The 18,928-nt window shown below is 65.0% G+C and carries 17 protein-coding genes; 8 read left to right on the forward strand and 9 right to left on the reverse strand.

Translation table 11 applies throughout. The annotated features are described in order from the left end of the window. The first annotated feature begins 5 nt into the window (after positions 1–5). From queD to HDG37_RS21515, 3 genes are all read left to right on the forward strand, one after another. Positions 6–461, forward strand: coding sequence for a 6-carboxytetrahydropterin synthase QueD (queD, locus tag HDG37_RS21505; protein WP_184051387.1), 456 nt, complete (start codon positions 6–8; stop codon positions 459–461). 192 nt (positions 462–653) lie between these two features. Beyond that, the gene (locus HDG37_RS21510; RefSeq protein WP_184051116.1) at positions 654–1,436 is read left to right on the forward strand and encodes an HpcH/HpaI aldolase/citrate lyase family protein; all 783 of its coding nucleotides are present in this window, start codon (positions 654–656) and stop codon (positions 1,434–1,436) included. Continuing rightward, complete coding sequence (locus tag HDG37_RS21515; RefSeq protein ID WP_184051118.1) at positions 1,433–2,155, forward strand: tetratricopeptide repeat protein; 723 nt, start codon at positions 1,433–1,435, stop codon at positions 2,153–2,155. The genes HDG37_RS21510 and HDG37_RS21515 overlap by 4 nt, the downstream gene beginning before the upstream one ends. Positions 2,156–2,237: 82 nt before the next feature. On the opposite strand, the gene rodA is transcribed toward HDG37_RS21515, so the two are convergent. The 5 genes from rodA to HDG37_RS21540 all read right to left on the reverse strand — a co-directional run bounded on the left by rodA (position 2,238) and on the right by HDG37_RS21540 (position 8,695). Continuing rightward, entirely contained in the window at positions 2,238–3,386 is a 1,149-nt protein-coding gene (gene rodA / locus HDG37_RS21520) for a rod shape-determining protein RodA (RefSeq protein ID WP_184051120.1), read from the reverse strand. A 10-nt stretch (positions 3,387–3,396) separates the two neighbouring features. Further along, the gene (gene mrdA, locus HDG37_RS21525) at positions 3,397–5,772 is read right to left on the reverse strand and encodes a penicillin-binding protein 2 (protein WP_184051122.1); all 2,376 of its coding nucleotides are present in this window, start codon (positions 5,770–5,772) and stop codon (positions 3,397–3,399) included. A 79-nt stretch (positions 5,773–5,851) separates the two neighbouring features. Then, positions 5,852–6,364: a rod shape-determining protein MreD gene (gene mreD, locus HDG37_RS21530; RefSeq protein WP_018419085.1), complete on the reverse strand. Its 513-nt coding sequence runs from the start codon at positions 6,362–6,364 to the stop codon at positions 5,852–5,854. After that, positions 6,361–7,497 (reverse strand): rod shape-determining protein MreC, encoded by a 1,137-nt coding sequence (gene mreC / locus HDG37_RS21535; RefSeq protein ID WP_184051124.1) that lies wholly within the window; start codon positions 7,495–7,497, stop codon positions 6,361–6,363. The genes mreD and mreC overlap by 4 nt, the downstream gene beginning before the upstream one ends. Positions 7,498–7,651: 154 nt before the next feature. Beyond that, positions 7,652–8,695: a rod shape-determining protein gene (locus tag HDG37_RS21540; RefSeq protein WP_004189550.1), complete on the reverse strand. Its 1,044-nt coding sequence runs from the start codon at positions 8,693–8,695 to the stop codon at positions 7,652–7,654. A 372-nt stretch (positions 8,696–9,067) separates the two neighbouring features. Between HDG37_RS21540 and gatC the strand changes: the two genes are divergently transcribed. The 5 genes from gatC to HDG37_RS21565 all read left to right on the forward strand — a co-directional run bounded on the left by gatC (position 9,068) and on the right by HDG37_RS21565 (position 14,308). Next, complete coding sequence (gene gatC / locus HDG37_RS21545; RefSeq protein ID WP_184051126.1) at positions 9,068–9,367, forward strand: Asp-tRNA(Asn)/Glu-tRNA(Gln) amidotransferase subunit GatC; 300 nt, start codon at positions 9,068–9,070, stop codon at positions 9,365–9,367. Between the two features lie 157 nt (positions 9,368–9,524). After that, the gene (gatA, locus tag HDG37_RS21550) at positions 9,525–11,012 is read left to right on the forward strand and encodes an Asp-tRNA(Asn)/Glu-tRNA(Gln) amidotransferase subunit GatA (RefSeq protein ID WP_184051128.1); all 1,488 of its coding nucleotides are present in this window, start codon (positions 9,525–9,527) and stop codon (positions 11,010–11,012) included. Positions 11,013–11,017: 5 nt separating this feature from the next. Next, a complete protein-coding gene (gene gatB / locus HDG37_RS21555; RefSeq protein WP_184051130.1) occupies positions 11,018–12,493 on the forward strand; it encodes an Asp-tRNA(Asn)/Glu-tRNA(Gln) amidotransferase subunit GatB in 1,476 nt (491 codons plus the stop codon). 143 nt (positions 12,494–12,636) lie between these two features. Beyond that, complete coding sequence (locus HDG37_RS21560; protein WP_184051132.1) at positions 12,637–13,476, forward strand: PPK2 family polyphosphate kinase; 840 nt, start codon at positions 12,637–12,639, stop codon at positions 13,474–13,476. A 52-nt stretch (positions 13,477–13,528) separates the two neighbouring features. Further along, positions 13,529–14,308: an exodeoxyribonuclease III gene (locus HDG37_RS21565; protein ID WP_184051134.1), complete on the forward strand. Its 780-nt coding sequence runs from the start codon at positions 13,529–13,531 to the stop codon at positions 14,306–14,308. A gap of 59 nt (positions 14,309–14,367) precedes the next feature. Here the strand turns inward: HDG37_RS21565 and HDG37_RS38815 are convergent, their stop codons facing one another. Genes HDG37_RS38815 through HDG37_RS21585 form a run of 4 tightly spaced genes read right to left on the reverse strand, consistent with a single transcriptional unit; the run spans position 14,368 to position 18,831 of the window. Then, entirely contained in the window at positions 14,368–15,690 is a 1,323-nt protein-coding gene (locus HDG37_RS38815; protein ID WP_184051136.1) for a M48 family metallopeptidase, read from the reverse strand. Further along, positions 15,672–17,066: an AmpG family muropeptide MFS transporter gene (locus HDG37_RS21575; protein ID WP_184051138.1), complete on the reverse strand. Its 1,395-nt coding sequence runs from the start codon at positions 17,064–17,066 to the stop codon at positions 15,672–15,674. The genes HDG37_RS38815 and HDG37_RS21575 overlap by 19 nt, the downstream gene beginning before the upstream one ends. Positions 17,067–17,080: 14 nt before the next feature. Then, positions 17,081–17,689, reverse strand: a complete 609-nt coding sequence (metW, locus tag HDG37_RS21580) for a methionine biosynthesis protein MetW (RefSeq protein WP_090802214.1) — start codon at positions 17,687–17,689, stop codon at positions 17,081–17,083. After that, entirely contained in the window at positions 17,686–18,831 is a 1,146-nt protein-coding gene (locus HDG37_RS21585) for a homoserine O-acetyltransferase (RefSeq protein ID WP_184051140.1), read from the reverse strand. Before HDG37_RS21585 ends, metW begins: the two co-directional genes overlap by 4 nt. Positions 18,832–18,928 lie beyond the last annotated feature (97 nt).

Here is an 18,928-nt window from a genome sequence, read left to right on the forward strand (position 1 = left end):
CCGTGCTGACGATTACCCGAAAACTCGAATTCGACGCGGGCCACCGCATTCCCGATCACCGCAGCCAGTGCCGTAATCTGCATGGCCATCGCTACGTGCTCGAAATCACGCTGCTAGGCGATCTGGTCGACACCGAAGGCGCGCCCGATCGCGGCATGGTGATGGACTTCGCCGACGTGAAGTCGCTCGCCAACGAGCACCTGGTCGACAAGTGGGACCACGCGTTTCTCGTCTACGAAGGCGACACGCAGGTGCGTGGCTTCCTCGACAGCATGGCGGATCACAAGACGGTCGTGATCGATCGCATTCCGACCGTCGAAAACCTCGCCGCGATTGCGTTCGACATTCTCGCGAACGTCTACGACGCGCACTACGGCGTGAACCTGCGCCTGCACAAGGTGCGTCTGTACGAGACGCCGAATTGCTGGGCCGAGGTGGTCCGCGACCCGCTTCCCACCTGAACCCACGCCCCGCCGCGCGAACGAACTTCTCGCGTTATTGTCACGGTATTATCGTTCCGACCAACACACGGAGCGAGACATGCCGGTCACCGCATCGCGTCGCAGCAGGCAACGAGGCCGTCAGCGCCCCGGTGCCTGCCTGATCCACTATCTGGCCCCGCTTCGCATTGCAAACCTGCGCGAGGCCAGCCGATGAGCACCTTCACCAACTCCCTCAAACAACGTCTGAAGGACAACGCGCCGCTGATCGGGCTGTGGTTGTCGCTCGGCAGCGAGGCCGCCGCCGAAGCACTCGCGCACGCCGGCTTCGACTGGCTGCTGATCGACATGGAGCACGCGCCCAACGATAGCGGCGGCGTCGAGTCGCAATTGCGCGCGATTGCCGCCGCCCATCTGCCGAGCGAGCCGGTGGTGCGGGTGCCCGCGAGCGAGCCGTGGCTCGTCAAGCGCGTGCTCGACGCCGGCGCGCGCACGCTGATGTTCCCGAACATCGAATCCGCCGAAGACGCGGCACGCGCCGTGCGGCTCACCCAATATCCGACCGCCGAGGCGCTCGACGGCCTGCGCGGCGTCGCGGGCGTCGTGCGCGCGGCCGGTTACGGCATGCGGCGTGATTACGTGCAGACGGCCAACGCCCAGATCGCGACGATTGTGCAGATCGAATCGGCGCGCGGCTTGCGGGAGGTCGAGCAGATCGCGGCGACGCCGGGCGTCGATTGCCTGTTCGTCGGGCCGGCCGATCTGGCCGCGAGCCTTGGTCATCTCGGCGACGCGAAACACGCGGACGTGCAGGCGGCGATGGCGCGTATCGTCAGCGCGGCGGACAAAGCCGGCATTGCCGCCGGCATCTTCGCGATGGACGTGGCGAGCGCGTGGCAGCATCGCGACGCCGGTTTTCGCTTCGTCGCGCTAGCCGCCGACGTGATCTGGATGTTGCGCGCGACGCGCCAGGCATTACAGGAGGTGAGGTCATGAACGGCAGAGTGCAGGGGGGCGCCGGGCGAGTGACCGCGCAAGTGAGCATGGCGGTGGCGCTGCTCGCGACTGGGGCGTGGAACGCCGCGTATGCACAGGATCACGTCGCCAAGGCGAACGATCCGCAGACGCAATCCGCGGTGGCCGACTACAACGCCGGCAATCTCGGCGCGGCGCTGAGCGAATTCCGCCAGGCCGCCGAGCGCGGCAGCCGGCTCGCGCAATTCAACTACGCGATGATGCTGCTCAACGGCGAAGGCACGCCGGTCAACGTCGACGAAGGCAAGAAGTGGCTGCGCAAGGCCGCTGACGCGAACATGTCGCATGCGCAATACGTGTACGGCAAGATGTACGACGATGGCGAGTTCGTCGAGCGCGATCCGGTGGAGGCGCATCGCTGGTTCATGAAGGCGGCCGCGCAGGGCCATGTGCAGGCGGAGCTCGCACTCGCGAATCAGTTCCTCGACGGACGCGGTACCGAGCGTGACAACAAGCAGGCGTTCGTCTGGTACAAGAAAGCGGCGCAGGGCGGCGACATGACCGCGCAGTACGTGACCGGCTCGTTCTACGAGCGTGGCGGCGATGGTGTGGACCGGAATCTGAATGTGGCGCGCGCATATTACGCGGCCGCGGCGGCGCAGGGCGATCCGGCCGCGCGCCTGAAGTATCAGCAGTTGAGCGCGCAGCTGCGCGATCAGAAGGAAGTGAAGCCGCAGTAACGAAGCGGCGATAAAGCAAAAGGGCGCTCGCAACGAGCGCCCTTTTTTGCATTGTCGTTTGCTGCGTGCCGCTAGCTACGGGTTAGCTCTGCATCAACCGCTTCTGTCGCGCGACGCTCATGATCAGCCCGACCGCGACGCCCAATGTAGTCAGCGCGGTGCCACCGTAACTCATGAACGGCAACGGCACGCCGACCACCGGCAGAATCCCGCTCACCATGCCGATATTGACGAACGCGTACGTGAAGAACGCCATCGTCAACGAGCCGGCCAATAATCGCCCGAACAATGTCGCGCCGTTGGCCGCGATGTAGAGCCCGCGCGCGATCAATAGCATGTACAGCGTGAGCAGCACGATTCCGCCTGCCAAACCGAACTCTTCCGAAAACACCGCGAAGATGAAGTCGGTGTGCTTCTCGGGGATGAACTCCAGATGTGCCTGCGTACCCTTCAGCCAGCCCTTGCCGAGCGGGCCGCCCGAGCCGATCGCGATCACCGCTTGAATCGTGTGGAAGCCTTTGCCGAGCGGGTCCGAGGTCGGATCGAGCAGCGTGCAGATGCGGTGCTTCTGGTAGTCGTGCATCAGCGGCCACTGCACTTCGGGCTGACAGATCTTGTCCTGGAACGCCGCTATCGACGCAACCGCAATCACGGCCGCGATCAGCACCGGCACGATCAGCTTGAAGCTCAGCCCCGCGAAGTAAATCACGAACAGGCCGGCCGCGAACACGAGCACGGCCGTGCCGAGGTCGGGCTGCTTCGCGATCAGGCCGACCGGCACGATCAGGATCACGAACCCGACCAGGTAGTCGTACCAGCGCATCACGCCTTCGCGGCGCTGGTAGTACCAGGCGAGCATCAGCGGTGTGGCGATCTTCAGGATCTCCGATGGCTGGATCACCACGCCGACGTTGATCCAGCGCTTCGCGCCCTTGCGCGTAAGGCCGAACATCGCGACCGCGACCAGTAGCGCGATCCCGAACGCATAGAGCGGGACCGCGAAGCGCATCAGCGTATTGGGCGGCACATTGGCGAGCCCCCACATCAGCACGAAGGTGAGCAGGATGTTGCGCAACTGGTCTTCGACGCGGCCCGGCATGTCGAGTGTCGCGCTGTACAGCGTGACGATGCCGACGCACAGCAGCAGAAACACGATCAGTGCGAGCGGACGGTCGAAGCCTACGAACATCCGCTTGATGCGCTCGAGCCAGGCGCGCTTGTCGAATTGCATGCCTTTCTCCTTATTCGTCGATGCCGCCGACGGCCGGCTGGCGCGGCGACGCGCCCTGGAAACTGTCCTCGCGCGATGGTGCCGCGACGCTCGGCGCCGGCTCGCTTGCCGGACGGGGTCGGTGCGGGGCGCCGGACGTACGCGACGCGGATTTCTTTGCCACGGACGAAGCCGCTGCCGGCTTGGCCGCTGAGGCCGCGCGCGCTGCGGTGGCCGAAGCCGCTGCCGGCGCGCTGGCCGGCACCGTTGCCGCCGCGCCAGCCGACGCCGCCACCGGCGCAGACGCGTCATTCGCGCCCGAGGCCGCAACGGCCGCCGACGCCCCGGAGGCCATCGCGGCAGCCGCCGCCCCTGGCATCGGCAGTGCCTTGAAGCCCGCCGCAATCTTGAGCGGCTGAGCGCCATCATGCGATGCAGGCGTATCGCCGACCTGCGGCGCGGATGCTTCGAGCGTGGTCGATGCCGCTACCGCGACAGCCGCTTCTTCCGCGCCGGGCTTGTTCTTGCCGACCAGGTAATAGTCGAGCACCTTGCGCGCGATCGGACCGGCCGCCTCCGCGCCCCAACCGCCGTTTTCGACGACCAGCGCGAGTGCGATCTTCGGTTGATCGGCCGGCGCGAAGGCGATGAACAGCGCGTGATCGCGCAAATTCTCCGCAACCGCGTGACCTTTGTAGTTCGCGCCTTGCAGCGAGTACACCTGCGCGGTACCGGTCTTGCCGGCCGCCTGATATGGCGCGCCCGCGAACACTTTGGCCGCCGTGCCGTTTGTGACCACGCCTTCCATCGCGCGCTTGATGAAGTCGATGTCCTGCTGCTTGACCGCGATCTTGTCGCTCGGATCGCGCACCACCGGCCGCGTGTCCTTCGTGATCGGATTCTCGATGTCGCGCACGAGGTGCGGCTTCATCACGACGCCGTTGTTCGCGAGCGTTGCGGTGGCATGGGCGAGCTGCAGGATCGTGAACGAGTTGTAGCCCTGGCCGATGCCGAGGCTGACCGTTTCGCCTTCGTACCACTTCTGCTGCTCGGGGCGGCGGTACGCGTGACGCTTCCAGTCGGTCGACGGCAGGATGCCCTTGGCTTCGCCGGCGATGTCGATGCCGGTGATCTGCCCGAAGCCCCACGGCTTCATGAAGTTCGCGATGTTGTTGACGCCGAGATCGTGCGCGAGCATGTAGAAGTACGTGTCGTTCGACACCACGATCGCGCGGTTCATGTCGATCCAGCCTTGGCCCGAGCGCACGTCGTTGCGGAACGTGTGGCCGCCGAACGTGTAGTAACCGGGGTCCTGGAAGCCCCAGCTCGGCGTGCGCTTGTGCAGCGTCAGCGCGGCGAGCGCCATGAACGGCTTGTAGGTCGAGCCCGGCGGATAGGTGCCGTGCAGCGGCCGGTTCAGGAGCGGATGGTCCGGCGAGTTGTTCAGCTCGTCCCAGGTCTGCTGGTCGATGCCGTCGACGAAGGAATTCGGATCGAAGCTCGGCGCCGACACGAACGCGAGCACGTCGCCGGTGGACGGCTCGATCGCGACGAGCGCGCCGCGGTGTCCGGCGAACGCCTGCTCGGCGACCTGCTGAAGGCCGATGTCGAGCGACAGCACGAGGTTGTTGCCCGGCGTCGCCTGGGTGCGCGACAGCGTACGCACCGGGCGGCCGCCCGCCGTCACCTCGACTTCCTCGAAACCGGTCTGGCCGTGCAGCTCGGTCTCGTAGCTCTGCTCGACGCCGATCTTGCCGATGTAATCGGTGCCCTTGTAGTTGTTCGCGTCAAGACGCGGATCATAGTGGTCCGGATCGCTGTCGTTCTGATCGCTGGCGTCGTCGATGCGGTCCTGGTCGCGTTGCGAAATCCGTCCGATGTAGCCGATCACGTGCGCGGCGGTCGGCCCGAGCGGGTACTGGCGGAACAGCCGCGCGCGCACTTCGACGCCAGGGAAGCGGAAGCGCTGCGCGGTGAAGCGCGCGACTTCGTCGTCGGTCAGGCGCGTGCGTATCGGCAGACTTTCGAAGTTCTTCGAGTCTTCCTGCAGCTTCTTGAAGCGGCGACGGTCGCGCGCATCGATCGACACGACGGTGGCGAGGTTGTCGATCACGTTATCGAGCGTGTCGTTCAGCTTCGACGGGGTGATTTCGAGCGTATAGGCCGAGTAGTTCTTCGCGAGCACGACGCCGTTCCGGTCGGTGATAATGCCGCGGTTCGGCACGATCGGCGCGACGGAGATGCGGTTTTCATCGGCTTGCAGCGAGTACTTGCTGTAGTGCCAGACCTGCAGGAACAGGAAGCGAAAGCCGATCAGCCCGAAGCAGACAAACACGAACAGGCCAGCCGCCGCGACGCGCAGGCGGAATTTCGTGAGCTGCTGCTGAGTGTCCTTGAATTCGGTCATGCGATTCTGCAAAAGGCCGGCATGCGGCCGTCAAGAGTGTGCGCCCAAACTGGCCGCGGCCGGTGGGCCCGATGCGGGATCAAATGGGGCGCGTATCGTCCGGGTCGGCGGGGCGGCGCTGCGGCATCAGCAGCAAGATGCTGGCGACCGGCCACAGCGCAGCTTCGACGAAACCGTCGATCAGATAACTCCAGCCCGGAAACGCCGCGCCGGTCAACAACCGGATCACGAACGGCACCAGTTGCGCGACGACGAGCAGCGGCATCACCGCGAACGTTTGCACGCCGAGCGACATCCACAGCACGCGGCGGTGAATCGTGATCGCGCCGTACGAGAGCAGCGTGTAGGCGAGCGCGTGCTCGCCGAGCAGGCTCGCGTTGTGCACGTCCATCAGCAGACCGAGCAGAAACGCGATGCCCATGCCCACCTTGCGCGGCTGATGGACATTCCAGAACAGCAGCACGAGTGCGACGAAATCGGGCACGCCGGCGAGACGCCCCCACGGCATCAGGTTCAGCAGGAACGCGGAAGCGAGGCTGAACGCGATGAAGTACGGGTTGACCGGCTGCAGGATGTATTGCGGGCGATTCATGGCTGAGCCCCCGGCTCGGCTTGCGGCTTCACGTTCTTCGCGGCGGCCGGCTTTTCGGCTTTCCTGTCGGCTGCGGGCTTTTCGGACTTCTTGTCGGCCGCAGCTTTGCCCGGCGCCTTTTCCACGGATTTGGCCGCGGGCTTTTCGGTTGCCGCTTTGTCGGCGGCGTTCCTGTCGGCTGGCCTGGCGGCGGATTTGTCCGACGCGCCCTTGCCGTCCGCTGCTTTGGCGCCCTTCTTCGCTTTCGCTTCCTTCGCGACGGTTGCCGCGTCGGGTTCGTCCGCCGGGCGCGGCGGCGCGTTGTTCTGGACGTGCAGCACGAGCACCTGACGCGCACCGCGCACCTCGGCGACCGGCAGACTGACTACGCGCGCAAACGCGGTGTCGGCCTGCTTGTCGACGCGCACCACCTTCGCGACCGGCAGCCCCGGCGGATACAGGCCGTCGAGGCCGCTCGTGACGAGCTCGTCGCCGGTCTGGACGTCGGCGCTGATCGGCACGAAGCGCAGATCGAGCGTGTCGCCCTTCGGCGTACCGTAGATCACGCTGCGCAAGCCGGTGCGCAGAATTTCGACCGGCACCGCCTGGTCCTTGTCCGTCAGCAGCGTGACTTCGGCCTGCAGCGGGAACACCCGTGTGACCTGGCCGATCACGCCATCTTCGTCGACGACCGGCGAGCCGTTCTGGATGCCTTGCTGCGCGCCGCGTCCGATCACGACCTTCTGCGTGAACGGATCGCGCGTGTCGTACTGGATTTCGGCGGGCAGTGATTGCGTGGTGAGGCTCTGCGACAGTTGCATCAGCGCGCGCAGATGGCCATTTTCGGCGGCGAGCGACGCGGCCAGATTGGCCTGCTGCGACAGCCGCAGATCCTTCGCGCGCAGCTTCGCGTTCTCGTCGCGCAGCGTGGCGCTCGTCACGGCGAGGTCGGCGGCGCCCATGAAGATGTCGCGCGGCACGAGCGCTGCGCGCTGCAAAGGATAAAGACCCGCGCCGAGCACGCCGCGGACGATTTCGAGCGTCTGGAAGCGGGCATCGGAGATCAGCAGGGCGAGCGCCAGCACGACGAAGAACACCAGTCGGGCCAGAGCGGAGGGGCCTTGCTTGAACAGGGGCGGCGGACTGTATTCCATGGTCGGCGCCGGGGGCGTGAGCGGTTGGGTGAGACGGCGACGCGCAAGGCGCGCGCGGTCAGCGAGCGGAGGCTGGTCGGCCCAGCCAGCGACAAAGCGGCCCGCAAGGGGCCGTGTGCCAGATCCGCGCTACTGACATGGGAGGAAGGCTCGCTTACTCGTACGAGAAGATGCTGCCGAGCTTGTCCATGCGTTCGAGCGCCATGCCCGAGCCGCGCACGACGCAGGTCAGCGGGTCTTCGGCGACGAGCACCGGCAGGCCGGTTTCTTCGGCGAGCAGGCGATCGAGGTCGCGCAGCAGCGCGCCACCGCCGGTCAGCATCATGCCGCGCTCGGCGATGTCCGCGCCGAGTTCCGGCGGCGTCTGTTCCAGTGCGATCTTCACCGACGACACGATCTGGTTCAGCGGATCGGTCAGCGCTTCGAGGATTTCGTTGCTGGAGATCGTGAAGCTGCGCGGAATGCCTTCCGACAGATTGCGGCCCTTCACTTCCATTTCCTTGACTTCGGAGCCCGGGAACGCCGAGCCGATTTCCTTCTTGATGGCTTCGGCGGTCTGTTCGCCGATCAGCATGCCGTAGTTGCGGCGGATGTAGTTGACGATCGCTTCGTCGAACTTGTCGCCGCCGACGCGCACCGAGCCTTTGTACACGATGCCGCCGAGCGAGATCACGCCGACTTCTGTCGTGCCGCCGCCGATGTCGACGACCATCGAACCCGTTGCTTCCGACACCGGCAGGCCCGCGCCGATCGCGGCAGCCATCGGCTCTTCGATCAGATACACCTGCGAGGCGCCCGCGCCGTGCGCGGCTTCCTTGATCGCGCGACGCTCGACCTGGGTCGAACCGCACGGCACGCAGATGATGATGCGAGGCGACGGCGAGAACATGCGCGATTCGTGAGCAGTCTTGATGAACTGCTTGATCATCTGCTCGGTGACTGTGAAATCGGCGATCACGCCGTCTTTCATCGGGCGGATCGCCTCGATGTTGCCCGGCACCTTGCCGAGCATCTGCTTGGCTTCCTTGCCGACTGCCTGAATGGTCTTCTTGCCGTTGGGGCCGCCTTCCTGGCGGATCGACACGACCGACGGTTCGTCGAGAACGATGCCCTTGCCGCGCATGTAGATAAGGGTGTTGGCGGTGCCGAGGTCAATCGCCAGATCGTTGGAGAAGTAGCTGCGCAAAAAACCGAACATTCAAAATCCTGTCTCGCTGGGGGCCGGGCCTCGCACCGTATGCGTAGGGCGGCAGCGGAAAAATAACAGCTTCAACCGGGCGGTAGCGACGCCACATGAACTTGAAGCCGCGGGGGAGTCTACCGGAGGCCGTTGCAAAGCCAGGGCGGAAAGCGCCGGACGTTCTTGGAATTGTCCGTAAGGCCTTGGTAAGTCGGTCCGGGTTTGGGTCGAACGCGTAATGATACCTTATAATTTTGGATGTTTTGAAGGAAACGGAGCGCACATTTTGTCATTGCCGCTCCTTTTTCCGGATTGTCCTATCTTGTCGTAACCCGCTGTTACAACGCGACTTTTTAACTGTTGTGACATTCCACCCTTTCCGGTGACTGCATGGCTCTGACCCTGATCGATGTAAAACGCATCGCGCATCTCGCGCGACTCGAACTGGCCGATGCCGACGCCGAGCGCACGCGTGCCCAGCTCAATGATTTTTTCGGCCTCGTCGAGCAGATGCAGGCGGTCGATACCACCGGCATCGCGCCGCTCGCCCACCCGATCGAGCAGATCGAAGACGTCGCGCTGCGTCTGCGTGACGACGCCGTCACGGAGACGGTCGAGCGCGAGGCTTTCCAGCGCCCCGCGCCGGCCGTTCAGGACGGCCTGTACCTCGTGCCGAAGGTGATCGAATAAGACCCGCCCGGCAGACCCCGGGTCTGCGTCGGCGCGAGCCTCCGTGGTCCAGACGCGCGTCGTCGCGGCGAACCTTGCCGGGCCGGTCTGCCGACGGGCAACCGAACGCCTCCACGGCGGCGTGACCACGCTGCCGCGCTTTCCAGGATAAAACGCAATGCATGAAAAAACTTTGAGCGAACTGCGCGCCGCGCTCGCGGCCAAGGAATGCTCCGCAGTCGAACTGGCGAAGCTGTACCTGAAGCGGATCGACGCGGCCAATAGCCTGAACGCGTTCATTCAGGTCGATCCGGAACTGACGCTCGCGCAGGCGAAAGCCGCCGACGCGCTGCTGCACACCGGCCATGCGGGCCCGCTGGTCGGCCTGCCGATCGCGCACAAGGATGTGTTCGTCACGAAGGGCTGGCGCTCCACGGCCGGCTCGAAGATGCTCGCGAACTACGAAAGCCCGTTCGACGCGACCGTGGTCGCGCGTCTGCAGAACGCCGGCATGGTGTGCGTGGGCAAGACCAACATGGACGAGTTCGCGATGGGTTCGTCCAACGAGAATTCGTATTTCGGCGCCGTGCAGAATCCGTGGGACCGCAAGGCCGTGCCGGGCGGTTCGTCGGGCGGCTCGGCTGCCGCCGTGGCTGCGCGTCTCGCGCCTGCCGCGACCGGCACCGACACCGGCGGCTCGATCCGCCAGCCGGCGTCGTTCTCGGGCATCACCGGCATCAAGCCGACGTACGGCCGGGTGTCGCGCTACGGCATGATCGCGTTCGCGTCGTCGCTCGACCAGGGCGGCCCGATGGCGCAAAGCGCCGCGGACTGCGCGACGCTGCTCAACGCGATGGCCGGCTTCGACGAGCGCGACTCGACGAGCCTCTCGCACGAGCACGAGGACTACACGCGCTATCTCGGCAAGTCGTGGCAGGACGGCGGCACGGACAAGCCGCTCGCCGGTCTGCGCATCGGCCTGCCGAAGGAGTATTTCGGCCCCGGTCTCGCCGACGACGTGCGCGCGTCGATCGATGCCGCCTTGAAGCAGTACGAAGCGCTCGGCGCGACGCTGGTCGAGGTGTCGCTGCCGAAGACCGAACTGTCGATCCCGGTCTACTACGTGATCGCGCCGGCCGAAGCATCGTCGAACCTGTCGCGTTTCGATGGCGTGCGGTTTGGCCATCGCGCGGCCGAGTACCGCGATCTGCTCGACATGTACAAGAAGTCGCGCGCCGAAGGCTTCGGCCCGGAAGTGAAGCGCCGCATTCTGGTCGGCACCTACGTGCTGTCGCACGGCTACTACGACGCGTACTACCTGCAGGCGCAGAAGATCCGCCGCATCATCGCGCAGGACTTCCAGCAAGCGTTCAGCCAGTGCGACGTGATCATGGGGCCGGTCGCGCCGTCGGTGGCGTGGGACATCGGCGCGAAGGGCGACGATCCGGTGCAGATGTATCTGGCCGACATCTACACGCTGTCGGTGAGCCTCGCCGGCCTGCCGGGCATGAGCGTGCCGTGCGGTTTCGGCGCGGGCGCGAACGCGCAGCGTCCGGTCGGTCTGCAGATCATCGGCAACTATTTCAACGAAGCCCGGATGCTGCAGGTGGCCGACGCGTTCCAGCGCGCGACCGACTGGCACCGTCAGGCACCGGCAGGAGTGTGAGCACCATGACCAAACAATGGGAAGTCGTGATCGGTCTGGAGACCCACACGCAGTTGTCGACGCGTTCGAAAATCTTCTCGGGCACCGCGACGCAATTCGGCGCCGCGCCGAACACGCAGGCCAGCCCCGTCGATCTGGCCCTGCCGGGCACGCTGCCGGTGATGAACCGCGGCGCGGTCGAACGCGCCATTCAGTTCGGCCTCGCGATCGGCGCAACGGTGGCACCGCGCAGCATCTTCGCGCGCAAGAATTATTTCTACCCCGACCTGCCGAAGGGCTACCAGATCAGCCAGTACGAAATTCCCGTCGTGCAGGGCGGTCAGGTGACGATCCAGGTGCCGGCCAATGAAAAGGCGGGCAAGGAAGCGTACGAGAAAACCATCAACCTGACGCGCGCCCACCTCGAGGAAGACGCGGGCAAGTCGCTGCACGAAGACTTCGCGGGCATGACCGGCATCGACCTGAATCGCGCCGGCACGCCGCTGCTCGAAATCGTCACCGAGCCGGAAATGCGCAGCGCGGCCGAGGCCGTTGCCTACGCGAAGTCGCTGCACACGCTCGTCGTGTGGCTTGGCATCTGCGACGGCAACATGCAGGAAGGCTCGTTCCGCTGCGACGCGAACGTGTCGGTGCGTCCGGTCGGCCAGAAGGAATTCGGCACGCGCACCGAGACCAAGAACCTGAACTCGTTCCGCTTCCTCGAAGAAGCGATCCAGTACGAAGTGCGTCGCCAGATCGAGCTGATCGAAGACGGCGGCACGGTGGTGCAGGAAACGCGTCTGTACGATCCGGACAAGCGCGAGACGCGTTCGATGCGCAGCAAGGAAGACGCGCATGACTACCGCTATTTCCCCGACCCCGACCTGATGCCGCTCGTGATCGACGCCGCGTGGGTCGAGCGCGTGAAGAGCGAGATGCCGGAACTGCCGGAAGCGATCCAGCGGCGCTTCGTGTCGCAGTACGGACTCACGCCGTACGACGCGAACGTGCTGACCTCGAGCAAGGCGACGGCCGCTTACTACGAAGCGGTGGTCGCCAGGTTCGGTGCGGCCAACGCGAAGGTCGCGGCGAACTGGGTGATGGGTGAAGTGTCGTCGCAGCTCAATCGCGAAGGCCTCGACATTGCCGCGTGCCCGGTCTCGGCCGCGCAGCTGGCGCTGGTTCTGCAACGTATTGCCGACGGTACGATCTCGAACAAGATCGCGAAGGAAATCTTCCTCGCGATCTGGGAAGAGAAGGCCACCGACGAAGCCGCCGCCGATCGCATCATCGAGGCGAAAGGGTTGAAGCAGATTTCGGACACCGGCGCGCTCGAAGCGATCATCGACGAAGTGCTCGCCGCGAACCAGAAGTCGGTCGACGAATATCGCGCCGGCAAGGAAAAGGCGTTCAACGCGCTGATCGGTCAGGCGATGAAAGCAACCAGGGGTAAGGCCAACCCTGCTCAGGTCAATGAATTGCTCAAGAAGAAGTTGTCCTGAGTTGAAGTGCCGCGGGCCGGGCGTGATCGCGCCCGTGTCACCACGGGCCGTTGCCGGATCCAAGCAGGGCAACGGCCCGTTTTATTTTGCGGACTCGCTTGAGCCGGTTAAGCATAGGTAAGCGTAGACCTTGGAGTGTATGCATGACAAAGCAACCCGATCTCGACGATTTCCGCGTGCCGTATTTCGACGACGGCAAGAAAAAAAACCACTTCTCGCTCGACCATTTCGATCCGAAGGCGAAGCCGTTTTCGAGCGGCTCGAAAGACGCGGACCGCGCGCGTCTGTCGGAAGTAGGCCTGCTGCTCGACAACCTGCAGGAGCGGCTGCACGCGCAGCGCAAGCGCCGCATTCTGCTAGTGCTGCAAGGCATGGACACGAGCGGCAAGGACGGCACGATCCGCGCGGTATTTCACGAAGTCGATCCGCTCGGCTTGCGCATCGTGCCGTTCAAGGCGCCGACGCCCGTCGAACTCGCACACGACTTCCTGTGGCGCGTGCATTCGCAGGCACCCGCGGCCGGCGAGCTGACGATCTTCAACCGCAGTCACTACGAAGACCTGCTCGTGCCGACCGTGCTGGGCGCGCTCGACGCCGCGGCGTTCCAGCAGCGGTGCCGCCACATCCGTCAGTTCGAGGAGATGCTAGCCGACAGCGGCGCGACGATTCTCAAGTGCATGCTGCACATTTCAAGGGACGAGCAGCGTGTGCGTTTGCAGGAGCGCATCGACGATCCGCTGAAGCACTGGAAATTCGACGTGTCGGATCTCGAAGCGCGCAAGCAGTGGGACGCGTATCAGTCCGCGTATCGCGAGACACTGGCCGCCACGTCGACCGAATACGCGCCGTGGTACGTGATTCCGGCCGACTCGAAGACGCATCGCAACCTGATGGTCGCCGAACTGCTGCTGCGCACGCTCGACGCGCTGAAGCTCGAATATCCGCCGGCCAAGGAATCGCTGAAGGGCATCAAGGTCGAGTGAACGCGGCCTTGCCCCTTGGCTTCAGAAACGAATCGAACAAAAGAGGAACGACATGTTGCGTGTGATTACCGCCAACCTCAACGGCATCCGCTCGGCGGCGAAGAAGGGCTTTTTCGACTGGTTCGGCGAACAGGGCGCCGACGTGCTTTGCGTGCAGGAAATCAAATGCGCGCAGGACGACATGACGCCGGAGTTCATGGCGCCGCACGATTTCACCGGCTATTTCCAGCATGCGGTGAAAAAAGGTTATAGCGGCGCGGGCGTCTATACGCGTCATGAGCCGGACGAAGTGGTCATCGGCTTCGGCAGCGAGGAGTTCGACCCGGAAGGGCGCTATGTCGAACTGCGTTTCGGCAAGCTGTCGGTGGTCTCGGTGTATGTGCCGTCGGGGTCGAGCGGCGACGAGCGCCAGCAGGCCAAGTTCCGTTTCATGGACGAGTTCATGCCGCATCTCGCCGAACTGGCGAAGGAGCGCGAGGTGATCGTGTGCGGCGACGTGAACATCGTGCACAAGGAAATCGACATCAAGAACTGGAAGAGCAACCAGAAGAATTCGGGCTGCCTGCCCGAAGAGCGCGCATGGCTCGACAAACTGTTCGACGAAGTCGGTTATGTGGACGTGTTCCGCACGCTCGACCAGCGGCCCGAGCAGTACACGTGGTGGAGCAATCGCGGTCAGGCGTATGCGAAGAACGTCGGATGGCGGATCGATTACCAGATCGCGACGCCGGGCATCGCAAGCAAGGCGAAGCGCACCGACGTGTTCCGCGACATCAAGTTCAGCGACCATGCGCCGCTGACCGTCGACTACGACCATAAGGTCAAAAAGTAAGCCCACCGGCCGCGACGCGTGCAGCGCCGTGGCCCGCCGGCAGTCGTAGAACCGGGGTATCAGTCGCGCGCCGGCTTGCGGGTCGGCCGACCGATGCCTGCATAATCGGGCAACTCGTCGACGCTCTTGCCGATTGCCTTCGCGTACAGCGGCAGCATGTCCGGCAGCCGCTTGATGATGTCGTCGCGGCGCGCCGGCGTGTACGGGTGCACGTAGATGAAGCCCTGCTCGCGACTGCCGCGCGTCGCCTTCGCGAGCTTATCCCACAGCGTGACCGCCGCGCGCGGATCGAAGCCGGCGCGCGACGCGATATCGCTGCCAATCACGTCGGCTTCGGTTTCGTCGGTGCTCTCGTACTTCATTTCCAGCAGACGCGAACCGATGCCGAGCGGCGCCATGCCCAGATCGGCGAGGCCGAACAGTTGCGGAATCGTGCCGGACGAATCGAGCTGGCTCGCCTGCAACTGACCGAGCCGCATGCGCGCGTGCTCGCGCAACGCATGCGCGATCTCATGGCCGATCAGCATGCCGACCTCGTTGTCGTTCAGGCGGACGCGATCGAGAATCCCGCTATAGACGACGATCTTGCCGCCCGGCAGGCAGTACATGCGGATGTCGTTCGAGCGCACCACCGCGACTTCCCACTTCCAGAGCTTGGCTCGCTCGTTCCATTTCAACGCGTACGGAATCATCCGGTCGATGATCGAGCGCACGCGCGTCACGCGCGCGTCCGTATCGCCGTACAGGCGGTTCGCGTGGCTGGCGCCGTAGACGATCTGGTTGAACTCCTCGGCGGCCTGCGCCTCGAGCATCGACGACGGGATCAGGTTGCGGAACACGATGTAGCCGCCGTAGCGCAGTTGCGGGCTCACGTAGTAGGGCGGCGGGACGGCCGCGGGGGCCGATGCCGCGGCGGGCGCTTTGGCGGTGGCGGGGGCGTGCGCGGGCTGCGGCGCGGAGCCGGAAGTAGCGGCGCCCGGAGCGCTACCGCTAGCGCTGGGCGTGCTCGGGGCACCGGCGTTGGCACCGGTGCTGTTATCCGCGCCAGGTTTGGCACCGCCGGCGCTGTTGTTGCCGCTGTTGCCGGCTGCAGCCGAAGTCGCGTTTTCCGCGGCGCTGGTGCCGCTGGTCGCGGACCTGGCCGCAGGCATCGGGGCCGGGTTGGGCGTCGCACCGCTGGTGGTCGCGGCGGCGGCGGCGGCGGCCGGCGCGGGCGCTTGCGCGCCGCTCACCGGGCTCGCGCCAATCGCCGGCGTGCCGGCCGCATAGGCGCCCGCCGGCATCGCCAGCGCGACGCTCGCGCAACCGAGGACGCTTACGGCGCCGAGTGCGGTGCGGCGCGCGCGGGTCGGAATCGGTACCTTCACGACCGTTCCCTCCACGGCGCGATACGCACCAGCAGCAGCATGCCGGGCACCGCGAGCGCGGTGCAGAGGATGAAGTAGTTGAACCAGCCCATCCGCGCGACCACATAGCCGCTCGCCGCCGACGCGAGCGTGCGCGGCACCGACGCGAGGCTCGTGAACAGCGCGAACTGCGTCGCGGTGTAGCGCGGATCGGTGGTGCTCGCGATATACGCGGTGAACGCGGCCATCGTGAGACCGGTGGCGAAGGTCTCGAAGCCGTACACGAGCGCGAGCGCGACCGAGCGTGGATCGAGCTGCACGCTCCAGTCGATGCCGACGAACGACAGCAGCTTCGTCGTCCCCTGGCTCAGTGCGACGGCAATGTTGTAAATCGCGGCAAGTCCGGGCGAATCCGGGCCGAGATGCGCGAGCCACGCGAAGCCGAGCGTCGACACCATCTGCAGCAAACCGAAGATCCACAAGCCGCGGCCGATGCCGATCTTCATCAGCCAGATCCCGCCGACGATGCCGCCCGCGAGACTCGCGCCGAACGCCGTGGTCTTGGCGATCACGCCGATCTGCGTGCGCGAAAAGCCGATGTCGAGGAAGAACGACGTGGACAGCGTGGTCGCCATCGTATCGCCGAGCTTGTACAGGAAGATGAAGCCGAGCACGAAAAGGGCAGCGCGCCAGCCGTCGCGCTGAATGAATTCCCTGAACGGCTCGACGATCGCCTCGCGCAGATTCTTCGGCGGCTCGCCGTGCACCTCGGGCTCGCGCACCACCAGCGTCATCAGAACGCCCGGCAGCATGAACGCGGCCGTCACGATGAAGACGGTGCTCCACGGCAGATGATCGGACAAAATCAGCGCGAGCGAACCGGGCACGAGCGCCGCGATCTTGTACGCGTTCACGTGCACCGCGTTGCCGAGGCCCTGCTGCGTGTCGCTGAGCAATTCACGCCGGTACGCGTCGATCACGATGTCGGAGCTCGCGCCGAAGAACGCGACCAGAGCGGTCAGCGCGGCGACGCTCCAGATCGATTCGCGTGGCGACACGAAACCGAGCGTCGCCATCGCGCCGGCCACGAGCAATTGCGTCACGAGCATCCAGCCGCGCCGTCTGCCGGGCCGCCAACCGGGCACGCGCGGCACGTAGCGGTCCATCAGCGGTGCCCAGACGAATTTCCAGGTGTACGGAAACTGGATCAGCGCGAAGAGACCGATTTCCTTCAGATTGACGCCTTCCGAGCGCAGCCACGCCTGCACGAGGTAGACGAGCGTAAACAGCGGCAATCCCGACGTGAAGCCGAGAAAGACGCAAATCAGCATGCGCGTATTCAAAAACGCGCGCCAGCCGGGATGTTCTTCGTGAGCGGTAAGTGCGGGCGCCTCGTGCGGCGGGTTCGACATGTGGATAAGTGACGTTAGCTTTTCTTGACGCGATAGACCGCAAGACTACCACGCCAGTTCACGCCCCAACGCACCACCTGTCCGTCATGCAGCACGACGCGATCGAGAATCTCGATGCCGACTTCGGGCGCGAGCGCTTCGAAGTCCTTGATCGTCAGCACACGCACGTTCGGCGTGTTGTGCCATTGATAAGGCAGCGACTTCGACACCGGCATACGCCCCTGCAACACCGACAGCCGATGCGCCCAATAGCCGAAATTCGGAAACGACACAATGCATTGCTTGCCGACGCGCACCGTCTCGCGCAGGATCGCCGCGGTCTGATGAATCGTCTGCAGCGTCTGCGACAGCACCGCGAAATCGAAGCTGCCGTCTTCGAACAGGCGCAGGCCGTCTTCGAGATTCTGCTGGATCACGTTGACGCCCTTCTGCGTCGCGGCGAGCACGCCGGCGTCGTTGATCTCGATGCCGTAGCCCTGCACGTCCAGTTCTTCGTTCAGCAGCGACAGCAACGAGCCGTCCGCGCAGCCGAGATCGAGCACGGTCGCGCGCGGTTCGACCCAGCGGGCGATCGCGCGGAAGTCCGGGCGCAATGCCAGGTAATCAAGTGCTCGCTGGTTCATGCGTTGACCTCGTTTGCAATGCGTTCGTAGTAGGCGCGCAGCAGGTTGTGATAGCGCGCATCGTCGAGCAGGAAGGCGTCGTGGCCGTGCGGCGCGTCGATCTCCGCATAGGTGACCGTGCGCTTGTGGTCGAGCAGCGCCTTCACCAGTTCGCGCGAGCGTGCCGGCGCGAAACGCCAGTCGGTCGAGAAGCTCGCGATTAGATACTTCGCGGTGGTGTGCGCTAGCGCGGCGGTCAGATCGCCGTCGAAGGCCTTGGCCGGATCGAAGTAGTCGAGCGCGCGCGTGATCAGCAGGTAGGTGTTCGCGTCGAAGTAGTCGGCGAACTTGTCGCCCTGATAGCGCAGATACGATTCCACTTCGAATTCGACGTCGAAGCTGAAGTTGTAGTCATCGAGCGCGCCTTCCGCGCGACGCAGCGAGCGGCCGAATTTTTCGGCCATGTCGTCGTCCGACAAATACGTGATGTGGCCGATCATCCGCGCGACGCGCAGGCCGCGCTTCGGCTTCACGCCGTGCGCGTAGTAGTTGCCGCCGTGGAAGTCGGGGTCCGACAGGATCGCCGAGCGCGCGACCTCGTTGAACGCGATGTTCTGCGCGGACAGTTTCGGCGTCGATGCGACCACGATGCAATGCGCGACCCGCTCCGGATACATCATGCTCCACGCGAGCGCCTGCATGCCGCCGAGACTGCCGCCCATCACGGCGGCAAAGCGCGTGATGCCCAACGCGTCGGCGACGCGCGCCTGAGCGTTGACCCAGTCTTCGACGGTGACGACCGGAAAGGTCGCGCCATACGGCTTGCCGGTCGCGGGGTCGATGCTCATCGGCCCGGTCGAGCCGAAGCACGAGCCGAGGTTGTTCACGCCGATCACGAAAAACCTGTCGGTATCGAGCGGCTTGCCCGGGCCGACCATGTTGTCCCACCAGCCGATGTCCTTCGGATCGTCGGCGTACACGCCCGCCACATGATGCGATGCGTTCAGCGCGTGGCACACGAGCACCGCATTGCTGCGCGCGGCATTGAGCGTGCCGTAGGTCTCGACCATCAGGTCGTAGCCTGCGAGCGAGCTGCCGTTGCGCAATGGCAGCGGCTCGGTGAAATGCATTTTTTGGGGAGCGACGATGCCGATGGATTCCATTCATTCCGCCATTGAGTCAACAGGGCGGCTAAACGGCGTCGGCGAAGCACGAAGAGAAGGACGGTGTGCGCAGCTGACGACCTCTTTAGCCGCATTT

Origin of the sequence: Paraburkholderia sp. MM5384-R2, assembly GCF_014201025.1 — a bacterium.
GTDB classification, from domain to species: Bacteria; Pseudomonadota; Gammaproteobacteria; order Burkholderiales; family Burkholderiaceae; genus Paraburkholderia; species Paraburkholderia tuberum.